Source organism: Curtobacterium sp. YC1, from assembly GCF_016267665.1.
In the GTDB taxonomy this organism is placed as follows: Bacteria; Actinomycetota; Actinomycetes; order Actinomycetales; family Microbacteriaceae; genus Curtobacterium.
This window is the reverse complement of the sequence record NZ_CP066341.1, coordinates 3,078,090-3,093,787: the sequence shown is the minus strand read 5'-3', so window position 1 is coordinate 3,093,787 and position 15,698 is coordinate 3,078,090. Positions and strand designations below refer to the sequence as shown.

Genomic DNA, 15,698 nt, shown 5'->3' with positions numbered 1-15,698 from the left:
CTCCTACAACTCTTCCGGAGGAACCCTGTGGCACAGGACGTGCTCACCGACCTGAACAAGGTCCGCAACATCGGCATCATGGCGCACATCGATGCCGGCAAGACGACGACGACCGAGCGCATCCTGTTCTACACGGGCATCACGCACAAGATCGGTGAGGTCCACGACGGCGCTGCCACGATGGACTGGATGGCGCAGGAGCAGGAGCGCGGCATCACGATCACGTCGGCCGCGACGACCTGCTTCTGGGACAACAACCAGATCAACATCATCGACACCCCCGGTCACGTGGACTTCACGGTCGAGGTGGAGCGTTCGCTCCGCGTCCTCGACGGTGCGGTCGCCGTCTTCGACGGCAAGGAGGGCGTCGAGCCCCAGTCCGAGACCGTGTGGCGTCAGGCGGACAAGTACGACGTCCCGCGCATCTGCTTCGTCAACAAGATGGACAAGCTGGGCGCCGACTTCTACTTCACCGTCGACACCATCATCAACCGCCTCGGCGCGGAGCCCCTCGTGCTCCAGCTCCCGATCGGCGCCGAGAACGACTTCGTCGGGATCGTCGACCTCATCGAGATGCACGCCAAGGTCTGGCCGGGCGATGCCAAGGGTGACGTCACCATGGGCGCCCAGTACGAGGTCCAGGAGATCCCCGCGGACCTCAAGGACCGTGCGGACGAGTACCGCGCCAAGCTGATCGAGCGCGTCGCGGAGACCGACGACGCCCTGCTCGAGAAGTACTTCGGTGGCGAGGAGCTCACCAAGGACGAGATCAAGAACGCGATCCGCAAGCTCACGATCGCGTCCGAGGTCTACCCCGTCCTGTGCGGCTCGGCCTTCAAGAACCGCGGTGTCCAGCCGATGCTCGACGCCGTCATCGACTACCTCCCGTCCCCGCTCGACGTGCCGCCGATGATCGGCCACGACGTCAAGGACGAGGAGAAGGAGATCATCCGCAAGCCCGACTCGTCGGAGCCGTTCTCGGCCCTGGCGTTCAAGGTCGCGGTGCACCCCTTCTTCGGTCGCCTCACGTACGTCCGCGTCTACTCCGGCTCGATCGAGTCCGGTGCCCAGGTCATCAACTCGACCAAGGGCAAGAAGGAGCGCATCGGGAAGATCTTCCAGATGCACTCCAACAAGGAGAACCCGGTCGACAACGTGACCGCCGGCCACATCTACGCGGTCATCGGCCTCAAGGACACCACCACCGGTGACACCCTCTGCGACCCGCAGAACCAGGTCGTCCTCGAGTCGATGACGTTCCCGGAGCCGGTCATCGAGGTCGCCATCGAGCCGAACACGAAGGCCGACCAGGAGAAGCTCTCCACGGCCATCCAGAAGCTCGCCGAAGAGGACCCGACGTTCCGCGTCGAGCTCAACGCCGAGACCGGTCAGACGACGATCAAGGGCATGGGCGAGCTCCACCTCGACATCCTCGTCGACCGCATGAAGCGCGAGTTCAAGGTCGAGGCGAGCGTCGGCAAGCCCCAGGTGGCCTACCGCGAGACGCTCACCAAGGTCGTCGAGCGCTACGACTACACGCACAAGAAGCAGACCGGTGGTTCCGGCCAGTTCGCGAAGGTGCAGATCGCCCTCGAGCCGATGGAAGTCACGGCCGAGAAGGTCTACGAGTTCGAGAACGCCGTCACCGGTGGTCGCGTGCCGCGTGAGTACATCCCGTCGGTCGACGCCGGTATCCAGGACGCCATGCAGGTCGGCATCCTCGCGGGCTACCCGACCGTCGGCGTGAAGGCCATCCTCAAGGACGGCGCGGCGCACGACGTCGACTCGTCCGAGATGGCGTTCAAGATCGCCGGTTCGATCGCCTACAAGGAAGCGGCCCGCAAGGCCGGTCCGGCGATCCTCGAGCCGATCATGGCCGTCGAGGTCCGTACTCCGGAGGAGTACATGGGCGACGTCATCGGTGACCTGAACTCCCGTCGTGGCCAGATCGCCTCGATGGAGGACGCCTCGGGCGTCAAGGTGGTCCGCGCGAGCGTGCCGCTGTCCGAGATGTTCGGCTACGTCGGCGACCTGCGGTCGAAGACCTCTGGTCGTGCGGTCTACTCGATGACCTTCGAGACCTACAGCCAGGTCCCGGCCAAGGTCGCCGAGGAGATCATCGCGAAGAACGCGGGGGAGTAGCGCTCAGCGCTTCTCCACAGGCGGGGGCGCCCGGCGACGGGCCCCTCGCCACCAAGTAAAGTACAGACACACACCGCGCACCAACGGTTCCGAGCCCATCCAGGGCCGGCCGGGGGTGACGCTTCCGAGTCCTGAGGAGGACCCCAGTGGCCAAGGCCAAGTTCGAGCGCACCAAGCCGCACGTCAACATCGGAACCATCGGTCACGTCGACCACGGCAAGACCACGCTCACGGCGGCGATCACCAAGGTTCTGCACGACCAGTACCCGGACCTCAACGAGGCCCGCGACTTCGCGCAGATCGACAACGCTCCCGAGGAGCGCCAGCGCGGCATCACGATCAACATCTCCCACGTGGAGTACCAGACCGAGAAGCGTCACTACGCGCACGTCGACGCCCCCGGTCACGCCGACTACGTGAAGAACATGATCACGGGTGCGGCGCAGATGGACGGCGCGATCCTCGTGGTCGCCGCCACCGACGGCCCGATGCCCCAGACGCGTGAGCACGTCCTGCTCGCCCGCCAGGTCGGCGTCCCCTACATCGTCGTCGCGCTGAACAAGTCCGACATGGTGGACGACGAGGAGATCCTGGAGCTCGTCGAGCTCGAGGTCCGCGAGCTCCTCGGCTCGCAGCAGTTCGACGAGGACGCCCCCGTCGTGCAGGTCTCGGCGCTCAAGGCGCTCGAGGGCGACGAGAAGTGGGTCAAGTCGGTCCAGGACCTCATGGCCCAGGTCGACGAGAACGTGCCGGACCCGGTGCGCGCCACCGACCAGCCGTTCCTGATGCCGATCGAGGACGTCTTCACGATCACCGGTCGTGGCACGGTCGTCACCGGTCGCGTCGAGCGTGGCACGCTCAACCTGAACGAGGAGGTCGAGATCGTCGGCATCCGCGCGACGCAGAAGACCACCGTCACGGGCATCGAGATGTTCCGCAAGCTGCTCGACCAGGCGGTCGCCGGTGACAACACCGGTCTGCTCATCCGTGGCCTCAAGCGCGAGGACGTGGAGCGCGGCCAGGTCGTCGTGAAGCCGGGTTCGGTCACGCCGCACACCGAGTTCCAGGCGAACGCGTACATCCTGACCAAGGACGAGGGTGGGCGTCACAACCCGTTCTACGCGAACTACCGCCCGCAGTTCTACTTCCGCACCACGGACGTCACCGGCGTCATCACGCTGCCCGAGGGCACCGAGATGGTCATGCCCGGTGACACCGTCGCCATGACCGTCGAGCTGATCCAGCCGATCGCCATGGAGGAGGGCCTCCGCTTCGCCATCCGTGAGGGTGGTCGTACGGTCGGCGCCGGTACGGTCGAGAAGATCATCAAGTAACTCCTGTCACCAGCTGCAGCGGGGTCGGACCTTCGGGTCCGGCCCCGCTGTCGTGTTCCGGCCTGGCCCACCGTGTCCTCCCGCGGCGTGCGTGTCGGCCTGGAGGCGCGCCGCCGGTCGTGCGCCTGTCTCCGGTCGGTCACAGGGTCGCGCGGGCACTCTCTGAGGAGTGACCCGTCTCCGCAGATCCCGGACCGGCGGACGTGGCTACCACCGCGTCCGTTCCGGCCGGGGTTTCTCGTACCGTGACCCAGCCGGCAACACCGTCACCGATCCGACGGAGCGCGCGCGGCTCGACGAGTTCGTCATCCCGCCGGCGTGGGACGACGTCTGGATCTCGCCGTACGAGAACGGGCACATCCTCGCCACCGGCATCGACGGTGCCGGCCGTCGGCAGTACATGTACCACCCGTCCTGGCGCGAGCGCATGGACCGCATCAAGTACGACCGCGCGCTCGCCCTCGCCGAGTCGCTGCCGGTGGCGCGCCGTGGTGTCACGCAGGACCTCCGTCGGCCGGAGCCGGACCGGCAGCGCGCTCTCGCAGCGGCCTTCCGGATGCTCGACCAGGGGTCGCTCCGCGTCGGCTCGGAGCGGTACGCCACCGAGCACGGCAGCCGCGGGCTCTCGACCCTGCTCTGCGCCCACGCCCACGTGTCCGGCGACGACATCGAACTCGACTTCCCGGGCAAGAGCGGCCAGGAGTGGTCCTCGTCCATCCACGACCACGACCTGGCCCGCGTCATCGCCGGCATGAAGCGGCGCGGACCGAACGCCCGGTTGCTGTCGTTCCGCGAACGTCGTGGCGCCGAGTGGGAACCCCTGTCCGCCGAGGACATCAACGCCTACGTCAAGGAGCGCGCCGGGGACGAGTTCACCGCGAAGGACTTCCGCACGCTGCACGGCACGGTCGCCGCCGCCGTCGACCTGGCGAAGACCGGCCCGCAGCCGTCGGAGGCCAAGCGGAAGAAGGCGGTCTCGCACGCGGTGAAGGCGGCGAGTGACGAGCTCGGCAACACCCCGACGGTGTGCCGACAGAGCTACATCGACCCGCGTCTGCTCGACGCCTACGCGCACGGCGAGACCATCGACCCGAAGCGCCTCGCATCGGCCGAGTCCGAGGTGCGTGCCCTGCTCTACCGACAGTGACCCCGTGGCCGTCCGGATGACGTAGCGTTGGTCGACGTGCCGGACCACCCCCACACGGCACGGAAGGACCCTCAACAGTCGTGACCGACGAGTGCATCCACGGTTTCCCCACCGAGCTCTGCGACATCTGCGCACCCCGGCAGCGTGAAGCGCCGGAGACCCCAGCCGCCCCGGCTCCCCGCCGGACCCGCATCACCACCAACCTGCGCGCCGACCCGCCCGCGTCCGGACCCGGCTCGTCGCTGCGTTCGCCGACGTCGCTGCGGTCGTCGTCCGCCGATCTGCCCGAAGCCCGGCAGTTCGCCGCGCTCCGTGCCCACCACGTGACGCACATCGACAACCTCGACGGCATCGTCGGCGCGGGGGCGATCCTCGCGTCCGACCAGGCGGAACCGGTCGTGGACGTCAGCTCGCCCGAGGCGCGCGCCGCACGGGCGGAGGCGGAGGCTCCTGACGGCTCCTCGATCGCCGCCCACGTCCCGTTCACGCTCTCGCCCGACGCCACCCGCTGGGACGAGCTCCGCAGCGGCGCCGAGGGGGAGCGATGGTCGGACGCCGCACGCCGGACCCGCGCGATCGACTACGTCGTGCTGGTCGTGCCGGTGGCGTCGTTCGGCGCCTCGGTGATCGTCGCCGACCAGGACGCCGACGCCGACGACGTCCGGTTCGCCGTCGGTCCGGACGCCGCGACGAACCTCATCCGTCGCACCGACTTCACCGACCCCGAGATGCACGGCCTCGAGTTGCTCGCCGGCCCGAGCGTGCCGTTCACGTCGGTCGCGGTGATCGGCGTCCCGAACGACAAGGCGCGGCAGACCGTTCGTGCCGTGCTCGCGGACCACGGTGGACACGCACCCCGCGTCGCGGTGTTCCCGCCCTGGTTCGTGCCCCCGGTGACGGCCGAGTGACGGCCGTCTGACCGACCCGACGGCGCCCTCCGGACCACGTCCGGAGGGCGCCGTGTCGTGCGGGGCCGACCCGCGCCTCCAGGCCGTCGGATCCGCGGAGAACCGGGGGCGAGGCAGGGAACCGACGCGCCACGAAATCGCGACACGCCCGGGTTGCACGTCCGCCGGGCCTATGCGAGACTTGTCCGGTTCCGAATTCCCCGTGGGTGCACGCCCACAGGATCACTGCTCTGGCAGTGCACAACCCCCTTGTTCAGCAGGGCTGGGTTGGGCCGCAGGCAGCAGAACACGACTCCCCGAGACGGGACGGACGCAGTGCACCACTGCTGCGCCCGGAACGCGAGGCAGTCGATTGCCCACGCTGGACGGCCCAGGTCGCCCGCGCGGTTGACAGGTGAACAGCGGTCATCCCCAGCGGATGCGGCCGGTTGGTTCAGGAAAACAGCACGGTCCGCAGGAATGCGGAACCGAGCGGCGTCAGGCGGCCAGATGGTGCGCGGCGCAGAGAGGACAAGAGACACATGGCGGGACAGAAGATCCGCATCCGGCTCAAGTCGTACGACCACGAGGTCATCGACACGTCGGCCCGGAAGATCGTCGACACGGTGACCCGTGCCGGTGCGACCGTGGTCGGCCCGGTGCCGCTCCCCACCGAGAAGAACGTGATCGCAGTGATCCGTTCCCCTCACAAGTACAAGGACTCGCGCGAGCACTTCGAGAAGCGCACGCACAAGCGGGTCATCGACATCGTCGACCCGACGCCGAAGGCCGTGGACTCGCTCATGCGACTCGACCTGCCGGCAGACGTCAACATCGAGATCAAGCTGTAAGGGGGCTGCGCTGATGGCGAATTCACTCAAGACCGTCAAGGGCCTCCTCGGCAAGAAGCTCGGCATGACGCAGGTGTGGGACGAGAACAACAAGTTCATCCCCGTCACCGTGATCGAGGTCGGCCCGAACGTGGTCACCCAGATCCGCAACGTCGAGCGCGATGGCTACGAGGCCATCCAGATCGCCGCTGGTGCGATCGACCCGCGCAAGGTCAACAAGCCGGCCGCTGGTCACTTCGAGGCTGCCGGGGTCACCCCGCGCCGCACCCTCACCGAGATCCGCACCGCGGACGCTGCTGAGTACGCACTCGGCCAGGAGCTCACCGTCGACACGTTCGAGGCGGGCCAGAAGGTCGACGTCGTCGGCACGTCCAAGGGCAAGGGCTTCGCGGGTGTCATGAAGCGCCACGGCTTCGCCGGCGTCTCCGCCTCGCACGGTGCGCACCGCAACCACCGCAAGCCCGGTTCCATCGGTGCCTCGTCGACGCCGTCGCGTGTCTTCAAGGGCATGCGCATGGCCGGCCGCATGGGTGGCGAGCGTGTGACCGTCCTCAACCTCACGGTGCACGCCGTCGACGCCGAGAAGGGTCTGCTGCTCGTCAAGGGCGCCGTCCCCGGTGCTCGCGGTCGCTCCGTCTTCGTCCGCACCGCCGTGAAGGGTAAGTGATCATGGCCACCACGACCGCAACCACGATCGACGTCCTCGACGCATCGGGTGTCAAGTCCGGCACCGTCGAGCTGCCCGCAGCTCTCTTCGACGTCGAGACCAACGTCCCGCTGATCCACCAGGTCGTCACCGCGCAGCTCGCAGCCGCGCGTCAGGGCACCCACAAGACCAAGAACCGCGGCGAAGTCCGCGGTGCCGGTCGCAAGCCGTTCAAGCAGAAGGGCACCGGCCGCGCCCGTCAGGGTTCCGTCCGTGCTCCGGAGCACACCGGCGGTGGCGTCGTCCACGGACCGACCCCGCGCGACTACTCGCAGCGCACCCCGAAGAAGATGATCGCCGCTGCTCTGCTCGGCTCGCTCTCGGACCGCGCCCGCGGTGGCCGCATCTCCGCTGTGGAGGGCTTCGTCGCGGCCGAGGTGCCGTCGACCAAGACCGCCCGCACCCTGCTCGAGAAGGTCGCGCCCGTCAAGAACGTGCTCGTCGTGCTCGAGTCGGACGACGAGCTGACGCTCAAGTCGATCCGCAACCTGTCGAACGTCCACGCGCTCTCGTACGGCCAGCTCAACGCCTACGACGTGCTCAAGGCCGACGCGCTCGTCTTCAGCAAGAGCGCCCTCGACGCCTTCATCGCGTCGAAGACCGCGAAGGAGATCACCGCATGAGCGGCTTCAACAAGGACCCGCGCGACGTCATCATCTCGCCGGTCGTCTCGGAGAAGAGCTACGGGCTCATCGACCAGGGCAAGTACACGTTCATCGTGGACCCCCGCTCGAACAAGACCGAGATCAAGCTCGCCATCGAGAAGATCTTCGACGTCAAGGTCGCGAGCATCAACACGCTGAACCGCCCGGGCAAGACCCGTCGCACCAAGTTCGGTCTCGGCAAGCGCAAGGACACCAAGCGCGCCATCGTGACGCTCAAGTCCGGTTCGATCGACATCTTCACGGCTGTCGGCTGAGGACCAGAGGGATAAATCATGGCTATTCGTAACTACAAGCCGACGACCCCCGGTCGTCGCGGCTCGTCGGTCGCCGACTTCGCCGAGATCACGCGTTCGACTCCGGAGAAGTCCCTGCTTCGTCCGCTGCCGAAGACCGGTGGTCGCAACAGCTCCGGCCGCATCACCACGCGTCACATCGGTGGTGGCCACAAGCGCCAGTACCGCGTGATCGACTTCCGTCGCTCCGACAAGGACGGCGTCGACGCCAAGGTCGCACACATCGAGTACGACCCGAACCGCACCGCGCGCATCGCGCTCCTGCACTACGTGGACGGCACGAAGCGCTACATCATCGCGCCGAACAAGCTCAAGCAGGGCGACGTCATCGAGCAGGGCCCCGGCGCCGACATCAAGCCCGGCAACAACCTGCCGCTGCGCAACATCCCCGTCGGTACCGTCGTGCACGCGATCGAGCTCCGCCCCGGTGGCGGCGCGAAGATGGCTCGCTCGGCCGGCGCCTCGGTGCGTCTCGTCGCCAAGGACGGCCCCTACGCGCAGCTCCGTCTGCCGTCGGGCGAGGTCCGCAACGTCGACGCACGCTGCCGCGCCACGATCGGCGAGGTCGGCAACGCCGAGCAGTCGAACATCAACTGGGGCAAGGCCGGCCGCATGCGCTGGAAGGGCGTCCGCCCGACCGTGCGTGGTGTCGCCATGAACCCGGTCGACCACCCGCACGGTGGTGGTGAGGGCAAGACCTCCGGTGGTCGCCACCCGGTCAGCCCCTGGGGTCAGTCCGAGGGCCGTACGCGCAAGCCGAACAAGCCGAGCGACAAGCTCATCGTCCGTCGCCGTAACGCCGGCAAGAAGCGCAAGTAGGAGTTCAGAAGATGCCACGCAGTCTGAAGAAGGGCCCCTTCGTCGACGAGCACCTGCTCCGCAAGGTCGTCACGCAGAACGAGGCCAGCACCAAGAACGTGATCCGCACGTGGTCGCGCCGGTCGATGATCGTCCCGAACATGCTCGGGCACACCATCGCCGTCCACGACGGCCGCAAGCACATCCCGGTGTTCGTCACCGAGTCGATGGTCGGTCACAAGCTCGGCGAGTTCGCGCCGACCCGCACCTTCCGTGGTCACGTGAAGGACGACAAGAAGGGCCGTCGCCGCTGAGGCGGCGACGCAGAGGAGGAACGAAATGGTGGAGTCGATCGCACGCGTGCGACACATCCGCGTCACGCCTCAGAAGGCCCGTCGCGTCATCGAGCTGATCCGCGGCAAGCAGGCCCACGAGGCCCTTGCCATCCTGAAGTTCGCGCCCCAGGGCGCTTCGGAGCCCGTGTACAAGCTGGTCGCCTCGGCGATCGCCAACGCGCGGGTGAAGGCGGACTCGACGAACAGCTTCCTCGACGAGCGCGACCTCTACGTGAGCCGCGTCTTCGTCGACGAGGGCACGACCCTGAAGCGGTTCCAGCCGCGTGCCCAGGGCCGCGCCTTCCGCATCAACAAGCGCACCAGCCACATCACGGTCGTCCTCGCGACGCCGGAAGAGGCCGAGGTCGCCGCGACGAGCAAGAAGGCGAGCAAGTAATGGGCCAGAAGGTCAACCCGTACGGCTTCCGTCTCGGGATCACGACGGACCACGTCTCGCACTGGTTCACGGACAGCAAGAAGGCCGGTCAGCGCTACGCCGACTACGTGGCCGAGGACATCAAGGTGCGCGAGTACCTGAAGAAGACCCTCGACCGCGCCGGCGTCGCCCGCATCGAGCTCGAGCGCACCCGTGACCGTGTCCGCGTGGACATCCACACGGCGCGTCCGGGCATCGTCATCGGCCGCCGCGGCGCCGAGGCGGAGCGCGTCCGCGGTGAGCTCGAGAAGCTCACCAAGAAGCAGATCCAGCTCAACATCCTCGAGGTCAAGAACCCCGAGACCGAGGCCCAGCTCGTCGCGCAGGGCATCGCCGAGCAGCTCTCCGCTCGTGTCGCGTTCCGTCGCGCCATGCGCAAGGGCCTGCAGGGTGCCCAGCGCGCCGGTGCCAAGGGTGTCCGCATCCAGGTGTCGGGTCGTCTCGGCGGCGCCGAGATGTCGCGTTCGGAGTTCTACCGTGAGGGCCGTGTGCCGCTGCACACGCTCCGCGCGAACATCGACTACGGCTTCTACGAGGCCCGGACCACGTTCGGCCGCATCGGCGTGAAGGTCTGGATCTACAAGGGCGACATCACGAACAAGGAGCTCGCTCGCGAGCAGGCGAACCAGCGCTCGTCGCGCCCCGAGCGCCGTGGCGGCCCGCGCGGTGAGCGTGGCGACCGTGGCGGCGACCGTCGTGGCGGCGACCGCGGTGACCGTCGCACGCAGCAGGCCCCGCAGGACGCGCCGGCCGGCGCAGGAGTTGAGGCGTAACCATGCTTATTCCCCGTCGAGTCAAGCACCGCAAGCAGCACCACCCGAAGCGTTCGGGCCAGGCCACCGGTGGCACCAAGGTCAGCTTCGGCGACTTCGGTATCCAGGCCCTCACCCCGGCGTACGTGACCAACCGTCAGATCGAGTCCGCTCGTATCGCCATGACGCGTCACATCAAGCGTGGTGGCAAGGTCTGGATCAACATCTACCCGGACCGTCCGCTGACCAAGAAGCCCGCCGAGACCCGCATGGGTTCCGGTAAGGGTTCGCCCGAGTGGTGGGTCGCGAACGTGAAGCCGGGCCGGGTGCTCTTCGAGCTCTCCGGCGTCAGCGAGGAGATCGCCCGCGAGGCGTTGACTCGTGCAATCCACAAGCTGCCCCTCAAGGCACGCATCATCAAGCGCGAGGAGGGCGACGCATAATGGCGATCGGTTCCAAGGAGCTCCGTCCGACGGAGCTCGACACGTTCGAGAACGAGCGTCTCGCTGACGAGCTGAAGAAGGCCAAGGAGGAACTCTTCAACCTCCGCTTCCAGTCGGCCACCGGCCAGCTGGAGAGCCACGGTCGTCTCCGTGCCGTCAAGCGCGACATCGCCCGCATCTACACCGTCCTCCGCGAGCGCGAGCTCGGCATCCGTGCCACCCCCGCGCCCGTCGAGACCGCCCCCAAGGCCAAGAAGACGACGAAGAAGGCTGACAAGCCGGCCGAGTCGACCGAGGCCGAGACCGCCGAGGAGAAGTAATGGCGAACGAAGAGAAGAACTCCGCCGCCCTCACTCGCGGCTACCGCAAGACGCGTCGCGGCTACGTGACGAGCGACAAGATGGACAAGACCATCGTGGTCGAGGTCGAGGACCGCGTGAAGCACGCGCTCTACGGCAAGATCATCCGCCGCACGTCCAAGGTGAAGGCCCACGACGAGCTCGGCACCGCTGGTGTCGGCGACCTCGTCGTGATCAGCGAGACCCGTCCCCTCAGCGCCTCCAAGCGCTGGCGCCTGGTCGAGATCCTCGAGAAGGCCAAGTAGGCCCCGGCCTGCTTCGGAATAGGAGACAGCAGTGATTCAGCAGGAATCCCGCCTGAAGGTCGCAGACAACACGGGTGCCAAGGAGATCTTGACCATCCGCGTGCTCGGTGGCTCGGGTCGTCGCTACGCCGGTCTCGGTGACGTCATCGTCGCCACGGTGAAGGACGCCATCCCCGGCGGCAACGTGAAGAAGGGTGACGTCGTCAAGGCGGTCATCGTTCGCACCAAGAAGGAGACCCGTCGTCAGGACGGCTCCTACATCAAGTTCGACGAGAACGCGGCAGTGATCCTCAAGGCCGACGGCGACCCGCGCGGTACGCGCATCTTCGGTCCGGTCGGTCGCGAGCTCCGTGACAAGAAGTTCATGAAGATCATCTCGCTCGCGCCGGAGGTGCTGTAAGCCATGGCGAACATCAAGAAGGGTGACCTCGTCCAGGTCATCACGGGAGCCAAGCAGGAGCGTGGCGGCGACCGTGGCAAGCAGGGCAAGGTCATCGAGGTCCTCAAGGACAAGAACCGCGTCGTCGTCGAGGGCGTGAACTTCATCACGAAGCACGTCCGCGTCGGCCAGACGCAGCGCGGCTCGAAGACCGGCGGCATCGAGCAGCACGAGGCCCCGATCCACGTGTCGAACGTCGCGATCGTCGACCCCAAGACGAAGAAGCCGACCCGCGTCGGCTTCCGCACCGAAGAGGTGGAGAAGGACGGCGTCAAGAAGACCGTCCGCGTCCGCTACGCCAAGAAGTCTGGTGAGAAGCTCTGATGACTGACACCACTGCCGCGCCCGCTGGCAAGATCCAGCCGCGCCTCAAGCAGAAGTACCTCGCCGAGATCAAGTCGGCCCTCACCGAGCAGTTCGGGTACGCGAACGTCAACCAGGTCCCCGGCCTGGTCAAGGTCGTCGTGAACACCGGCGTCGGCGAGGCGGCTCGTGACTCGAAGATCATCGAGGGGGCCATCAAGGACCTCACGGCGATCACGGGTCAGAAGCCTCAGGTCAACATCGCCCGCAAGTCCATCGCACAGTTCAAGCTGCGCGAGGGTCAGGCCATCGGCGCGCACGTCACCCTCCGTGGTGACCGCGCGTGGGAGTTCCTCGACCGGCTGATCTCGCTCGCACTGCCCCGCATCCGCGACTTCCGCGGTCTCAGCGACAAGCAGTTCGACGGGAACGGCAACTACACGTTCGGTCTCACGGAGCAGTCCGTGTTCCACGAGATCGACCAGGACCGCATCGACCGTGTCCGCGGCTTCGACATCACTGTCGTCACCACCGCGAAGACGGACGACGAGGGACGCGCGCTGCTCCGTCAGCTCGGCTTCCCGTTCCGCTCGAGCGAGCAGACGGTCTAAGATAGTCCGGGCGCTGCGGGCCGGAGGATTCACGTCCTCCGGCCCGCACGCACGAACACCGGTCGTCGGCGTCAGCCGTCGGCCCCAGGTCTCCGGGAACCGCCCGGAGACCACCCCGATCGCTCAGGTCGGCATTCGTGGAACGGGTGTCGAAACCAGGCGAGAAATGGACGAACATCATGACGATGACCGATCCGGTCGCAGACATGCTGACCAGATTGCGGAACGCGAACTCCGCGCACCACGACGCCGTCGCGCTCCCGAGCTCCAAGCTCAAGAAGAACATCGCCGACATCCTCAAGCGTGAGGGCTACATCAGCGAGTGGAAGGTGGAGGACGCCCGCGTCGGGCAGACCCTCACCATCGACCTGAAGTACGGCCCCGAGCGCGAGCGTTCGATCGCCGGCATCAAGCGCGTGTCGAAGCCGGGCCTCCGGGTCTACGCGAAGTCGACGGAGATCCCCCAGGTCCTCGGTGGCCTCGGCGTGGCGATCCTCTCGACCTCGTCGGGCCTCCTGACCGACCGCGAAGCCGAGCAGAAGGGCGTGGGTGGGGAAGTCCTCGCCTACGTGTGGTGATCGACAATGTCACGAATCGGACGTCTCCCCATCGACATCCCCGCCGGCGTCACCGTCTCCGTTGACGGTCAGAACGTCGCGGTCAAGGGGCCCAAGGGCGAGCTCGCGCTCGTCGTCGCGGCCCCCATCCAGGCCAAGGTCGAAGAGAACCAGGTCCTCGTCACGCGTCCCGACGACGAGCGCGAGTCGCGTTCGCTCCACGGCCTGACCCGGACCCTCATCGCCAACAACATCATCGGCGTGACCCAGGGCTACACCAAGGGCCTCGAGGTCGTCGGCACCGGTTACCGCGTGCAGGCCAAGGGCTCGAACCTCGAGTTCGCGCTCGGGTACTCGCACTCGATCACGGTCGAGCCGCCGGCAGGCATCAGCTTCGCGGTCGAGGGCAACAACAAGGTCACCGTTGCCGGTATCGACAAGCAGACCGTCGGTGAGGTCGCCGCGAACATCCGGAAGCTCCGGAAGCCCGAGCCCTACAAGGGCAAGGGTGTCCGTTACGCCGGCGAGAACGTGCGCCGCAAGGCCGGAAAGTCAGGTAAGTGATCATGGGACTCCTCAAGACACGAGGCAAGAGCAAGGCAGCCGCCAAGGCCCGCCGCCACAACCGTCTCCGCAAGAAGATCACCGGCACCGAGGCACGTCCCCGTCTCGCCGTCACCCGCTCGTCGCGTCACGTGTTCGTGCAGGTCATCGACGACGCGAAGGGTCACACCCTCGCCAGCGCCTCGACGATGGAGGCCGACCTCCGCTCGTTCGACGGCGACAAGACCGCCAAGGCCCGTCGCGTCGGTGAGCTCCTCGCCGAGCGCGCGAAGTCGGCTGGCGTCGAGGCCGTGGTCTTCGACCGCGGTGGCAGCAAGTACGCCGGTCGCGTTGCCGCGATCGCCGATGGTGCCCGTGAAGGAGGGCTGAACCTGTGAGCGACATCGCGAACACCAACGAAGACGCCAACACCGAGGCCACCCCGGCCACGGACGACGCCGCTGCGACGAGCACGGCTGCCGCGACGACCGGCAAGGAGGCGGAGGCACCTGCCGTCGCCGAGCGCCCGGTCGAGACGGCCGCGGGATCCGCGTCCAACAACCGCGACTCGGCCGACAACCGTGGCCGTCGTGGTGGCGGGCGTGACCGTCAGCAGGGCCGCGACCGCAACAACCGCGGTGGCGACAGCCAGTTCCTCGAGCGTGTGGTGACCATCAACCGCGTCTCGAAGGTCGTCAAGGGTGGTCGTCGCTTCAGCTTCACGGCGCTCGTCGTCGTGGGTGACGGCAACGGCCTCGTGGGCGTCGGCTACGGCAAGGCCAAGGAGGTCCCCACGGCGATCTCCAAGGGCGTCGAGGAGGCGAAGAAGAACTTCTTCCGCGTCCCGCGCGTCGGCAACACGATCCCGCACCCGGTGCAGGGCGAGGCCGCTGCCGGCGTCGTGCTGCTCCGTCCGGCCGCTGCCGGTACCGGTGTCATCGCCGGTGGTCCGGTCCGCGCCGTGCTCGAGTGCGCCGGCATCCACGACGTCCTGAGCAAGTCGCTCGGTTCGTCGAACACCATCAACATCGTGCACGCGACCGTCGAGGCCCTCAAGCAGCTCGAGGAGCCCCGCGCCGTCGCGAGCCGTCGTGGCCTCGACGTCGACCGGGTCGTCCCGGCTCGTCTGCTCCAGGCCGAGGCCGCAGCCCTGCGTGCCGCGACCGAGAAGGCAGGTGCGTGATGGCAACGCTGAAGATCACGCAGATCAAGTCCGTTATCAGCGAGAAGCAGTACCAGCGCGACACCCTGCGCAGCCTGGGCCTCAAGCGCATCGGCCGTACGGTCGAGCGTGAGGACAACGCCCAGAACCGCGGGTACATCGCGACGGTGGCGCACCTCGTGAAGGTCGAGGAGGTCGACGCATGAGCGACGAGAAGAACGAGCGCGTGCAGGTGCTGAAGCTGCACCACCTCCGCCCCGCCGAGGGCGCCAAGAAGGACCGCACCCGTGTGGGTCGCGGTGAGGGCTCGAAGGGCAAGACCGCGGGCCGCGGTACTAAGGGCACGAAGGCCCGTTACCAGGTCCGCGTCGGCTTCGAGGGTGGGCAGATGCCGCTGCACATGCGCACCCCGAAGCTCCGCGGGTTCAAGAACCCGTTCCGGGTCGAGTACCAGGTCGTGAACCTGGACAAGATCTCGGAGCTCTACCCCGACGGTGGCGACGTCACCGTTGCGGGCCTGGTCGCCAAGGGCGCCGTCCGCAAGAACGAGAAGGTCAAGGTTCTCGGTCAGGGTGACATCAACGTGAAGATCACGGTCACGGTCGACAAGGTCTCGGCGTCCGCCGCCGAGAAGATCGTGGCTGCTGGCGGCACCGTCTCCCAGTAACCCCCGTCGGCGGCCCGTGCGTT

The 15,698-nt window shown here is 67.3% G+C and carries 24 protein-coding genes; all 24 read left to right on the top strand.

From position 1 onward, the window contains the following. Positions 1-27 precede the first annotated feature (27 nt). The 24 genes from fusA to rplO all read left to right on the top strand — a co-directional run bounded on the left by fusA (position 28) and on the right by rplO (position 15,675). Positions 28-2,142 (top strand): elongation factor G, encoded by a 2,115-nt coding sequence (fusA, locus tag I8920_RS14640; RefSeq protein ID WP_198656998.1) that lies wholly within the window; start codon positions 28-30, stop codon positions 2,140-2,142. Positions 2,143-2,288: 146 nt separating this feature from the next. Then, positions 2,289-3,476: an elongation factor Tu gene (tuf, locus tag I8920_RS14635; RefSeq protein WP_071259759.1), complete on the top strand. Its 1,188-nt coding sequence runs from the start codon at positions 2,289-2,291 to the stop codon at positions 3,474-3,476. Positions 3,477-3,645: 169 nt separating this feature from the next. Next, complete coding sequence (locus I8920_RS14630; protein WP_198656997.1) at positions 3,646-4,623, top strand: DNA topoisomerase IB; 978 nt, start codon at positions 3,646-3,648, stop codon at positions 4,621-4,623. Between the two features lie 80 nt (positions 4,624-4,703). Further along, entirely contained in the window at positions 4,704-5,531 is an 828-nt protein-coding gene (locus I8920_RS14625; RefSeq protein ID WP_198656996.1) for a DarT ssDNA thymidine ADP-ribosyltransferase family protein, read from the top strand. Positions 5,532-6,052: 521 nt separating this feature from the next. Further along, positions 6,053-6,361 (top strand): 30S ribosomal protein S10, encoded by a 309-nt coding sequence (gene rpsJ, locus I8920_RS14620; protein WP_017885534.1) that lies wholly within the window; start codon positions 6,053-6,055, stop codon positions 6,359-6,361. A gap of 13 nt (positions 6,362-6,374) precedes the next feature. Continuing rightward, the gene (gene rplC, locus I8920_RS14615) at positions 6,375-7,028 is read left to right on the top strand and encodes a 50S ribosomal protein L3 (RefSeq protein WP_198656995.1); all 654 of its coding nucleotides are present in this window, start codon (positions 6,375-6,377) and stop codon (positions 7,026-7,028) included. Positions 7,029-7,030: 2 nt separating this feature from the next. Further along, on the top strand, positions 7,031-7,690 hold the full coding sequence (rplD, locus tag I8920_RS14610; RefSeq protein ID WP_198656994.1) for a 50S ribosomal protein L4: 660 nt from the start codon (positions 7,031-7,033) through the stop codon (positions 7,688-7,690). Then, complete coding sequence (rplW, locus tag I8920_RS14605; protein ID WP_071259768.1) at positions 7,687-7,986, top strand: 50S ribosomal protein L23; 300 nt, start codon at positions 7,687-7,689, stop codon at positions 7,984-7,986. The genes rplD and rplW overlap by 4 nt, the downstream gene beginning before the upstream one ends. Positions 7,987-8,004: 18 nt before the next feature. After that, positions 8,005-8,844 (top strand): 50S ribosomal protein L2, encoded by an 840-nt coding sequence (rplB, locus tag I8920_RS14600; protein ID WP_027466728.1) that lies wholly within the window; start codon positions 8,005-8,007, stop codon positions 8,842-8,844. 11 nt (positions 8,845-8,855) lie between these two features. Further along, positions 8,856-9,137, top strand: coding sequence for a 30S ribosomal protein S19 (gene rpsS / locus I8920_RS14595; RefSeq protein ID WP_071276761.1), 282 nt, complete (start codon positions 8,856-8,858; stop codon positions 9,135-9,137). Positions 9,138-9,162: 25 nt separating this feature from the next. Then, positions 9,163-9,555 carry a 50S ribosomal protein L22 gene (rplV, locus tag I8920_RS14590; RefSeq protein WP_198656993.1) on the top strand — a complete coding sequence of 131 codons (393 nt, stop codon included), beginning with the start codon at positions 9,163-9,165 and terminating at the stop codon, positions 9,553-9,555. After that, the gene (gene rpsC / locus I8920_RS14585) at positions 9,555-10,367 is read left to right on the top strand and encodes a 30S ribosomal protein S3 (RefSeq protein WP_198656992.1); all 813 of its coding nucleotides are present in this window, start codon (positions 9,555-9,557) and stop codon (positions 10,365-10,367) included. Before rplV ends, rpsC begins: the two co-directional genes overlap by 1 nt. A 2-nt stretch (positions 10,368-10,369) precedes the next feature. After that, positions 10,370-10,789 (top strand): 50S ribosomal protein L16, encoded by a 420-nt coding sequence (gene rplP / locus I8920_RS14580; RefSeq protein WP_198656991.1) that lies wholly within the window; start codon positions 10,370-10,372, stop codon positions 10,787-10,789. Next, complete coding sequence (rpmC, locus tag I8920_RS16305) at positions 10,789-11,109, top strand: 50S ribosomal protein L29 (RefSeq protein WP_017885525.1); 321 nt, start codon at positions 10,789-10,791, stop codon at positions 11,107-11,109. The genes rplP and rpmC overlap by 1 nt, the downstream gene beginning before the upstream one ends. Continuing rightward, entirely contained in the window at positions 11,109-11,393 is a 285-nt protein-coding gene (gene rpsQ / locus I8920_RS14570) for a 30S ribosomal protein S17 (protein WP_017885524.1), read from the top strand. Before rpmC ends, rpsQ begins: the two co-directional genes overlap by 1 nt. Positions 11,394-11,424: 31 nt before the next feature. After that, on the top strand, positions 11,425-11,793 hold the full coding sequence (rplN, locus tag I8920_RS14565; protein WP_017885523.1) for a 50S ribosomal protein L14: 369 nt from the start codon (positions 11,425-11,427) through the stop codon (positions 11,791-11,793). A gap of 3 nt (positions 11,794-11,796) precedes the next feature. Beyond that, positions 11,797-12,156, top strand: coding sequence for a 50S ribosomal protein L24 (rplX, locus tag I8920_RS14560; protein WP_198656990.1), 360 nt, complete (start codon positions 11,797-11,799; stop codon positions 12,154-12,156). After that, positions 12,156-12,746, top strand: a complete 591-nt coding sequence (gene rplE, locus I8920_RS14555; RefSeq protein WP_198656989.1) for a 50S ribosomal protein L5 — start codon at positions 12,156-12,158, stop codon at positions 12,744-12,746. The genes rplX and rplE overlap by 1 nt, the downstream gene beginning before the upstream one ends. A gap of 179 nt (positions 12,747-12,925) precedes the next feature. Next, complete coding sequence (gene rpsH, locus I8920_RS14550) at positions 12,926-13,324, top strand: 30S ribosomal protein S8 (RefSeq protein ID WP_017885519.1); 399 nt, start codon at positions 12,926-12,928, stop codon at positions 13,322-13,324. A 6-nt stretch (positions 13,325-13,330) separates the two neighbouring features. Then, positions 13,331-13,867: a 50S ribosomal protein L6 gene (rplF, locus tag I8920_RS14545; protein WP_198656988.1), complete on the top strand. Its 537-nt coding sequence runs from the start codon at positions 13,331-13,333 to the stop codon at positions 13,865-13,867. A 2-nt stretch (positions 13,868-13,869) separates the two neighbouring features. After that, entirely contained in the window at positions 13,870-14,244 is a 375-nt protein-coding gene (rplR, locus tag I8920_RS14540; RefSeq protein ID WP_031259041.1) for a 50S ribosomal protein L18, read from the top strand. Further along, complete coding sequence (gene rpsE, locus I8920_RS14535) at positions 14,241-15,029, top strand: 30S ribosomal protein S5 (protein WP_198656987.1); 789 nt, start codon at positions 14,241-14,243, stop codon at positions 15,027-15,029. The genes rplR and rpsE overlap by 4 nt, the downstream gene beginning before the upstream one ends. Then, positions 15,029-15,214 carry a 50S ribosomal protein L30 gene (gene rpmD, locus I8920_RS14530; RefSeq protein WP_173168934.1) on the top strand — a complete coding sequence of 62 codons (186 nt, stop codon included), beginning with the start codon at positions 15,029-15,031 and terminating at the stop codon, positions 15,212-15,214. The genes rpsE and rpmD overlap by 1 nt, the downstream gene beginning before the upstream one ends. After that, positions 15,211-15,675 carry a 50S ribosomal protein L15 gene (rplO, locus tag I8920_RS14525; RefSeq protein ID WP_110893938.1) on the top strand — a complete coding sequence of 155 codons (465 nt, stop codon included), beginning with the start codon at positions 15,211-15,213 and terminating at the stop codon, positions 15,673-15,675. The genes rpmD and rplO overlap by 4 nt, the downstream gene beginning before the upstream one ends. Positions 15,676-15,698: the final 23 nt, after the last annotated feature.

Coding starts and splice junctions, on each gene's coding strand:
- rpsJ (WP_017885534.1), top strand. CDS start 6,053: ATGGCGGGACAGAAGATCCGCATCCGGCTCAAGTCGTACGACCACGAG.
- rplC (WP_198656995.1), top strand. CDS start 6,375: ATGGCGAATTCACTCAAGACCGTCAAGGGCCTCCTCGGCAAGAAGCTC.
- rplD (WP_198656994.1), top strand. CDS start 7,031: ATGGCCACCACGACCGCAACCACGATCGACGTCCTCGACGCATCGGGT.
- rplW (WP_071259768.1), top strand. CDS start 7,687: ATGAGCGGCTTCAACAAGGACCCGCGCGACGTCATCATCTCGCCGGTC.
- rplB (WP_027466728.1), top strand. CDS start 8,005: ATGGCTATTCGTAACTACAAGCCGACGACCCCCGGTCGTCGCGGCTCG.
- rpsS (WP_071276761.1), top strand. CDS start 8,856: ATGCCACGCAGTCTGAAGAAGGGCCCCTTCGTCGACGAGCACCTGCTC.
- rplV (WP_198656993.1), top strand. CDS start 9,163: ATGGTGGAGTCGATCGCACGCGTGCGACACATCCGCGTCACGCCTCAG.
- rpsC (WP_198656992.1), top strand. CDS start 9,555: ATGGGCCAGAAGGTCAACCCGTACGGCTTCCGTCTCGGGATCACGACG.
- rplP (WP_198656991.1), top strand. CDS start 10,370: ATGCTTATTCCCCGTCGAGTCAAGCACCGCAAGCAGCACCACCCGAAG.
- rpmC (WP_017885525.1), top strand. CDS start 10,789: ATGGCGATCGGTTCCAAGGAGCTCCGTCCGACGGAGCTCGACACGTTC.
- rpsQ (WP_017885524.1), top strand. CDS start 11,109: ATGGCGAACGAAGAGAAGAACTCCGCCGCCCTCACTCGCGGCTACCGC.
- rplX (WP_198656990.1), top strand. CDS start 11,797: ATGGCGAACATCAAGAAGGGTGACCTCGTCCAGGTCATCACGGGAGCC.
- rplE (WP_198656989.1), top strand. CDS start 12,156: ATGACTGACACCACTGCCGCGCCCGCTGGCAAGATCCAGCCGCGCCTC.
- rpsH (WP_017885519.1), top strand. CDS start 12,926: ATGACGATGACCGATCCGGTCGCAGACATGCTGACCAGATTGCGGAAC.
- rplF (WP_198656988.1), top strand. CDS start 13,331: ATGTCACGAATCGGACGTCTCCCCATCGACATCCCCGCCGGCGTCACC.
- rplR (WP_031259041.1), top strand. CDS start 13,870: ATGGGACTCCTCAAGACACGAGGCAAGAGCAAGGCAGCCGCCAAGGCC.
- rpmD (WP_173168934.1), top strand. CDS start 15,029: ATGGCAACGCTGAAGATCACGCAGATCAAGTCCGTTATCAGCGAGAAG.
- rplO (WP_110893938.1), top strand. CDS start 15,211: ATGAGCGACGAGAAGAACGAGCGCGTGCAGGTGCTGAAGCTGCACCAC.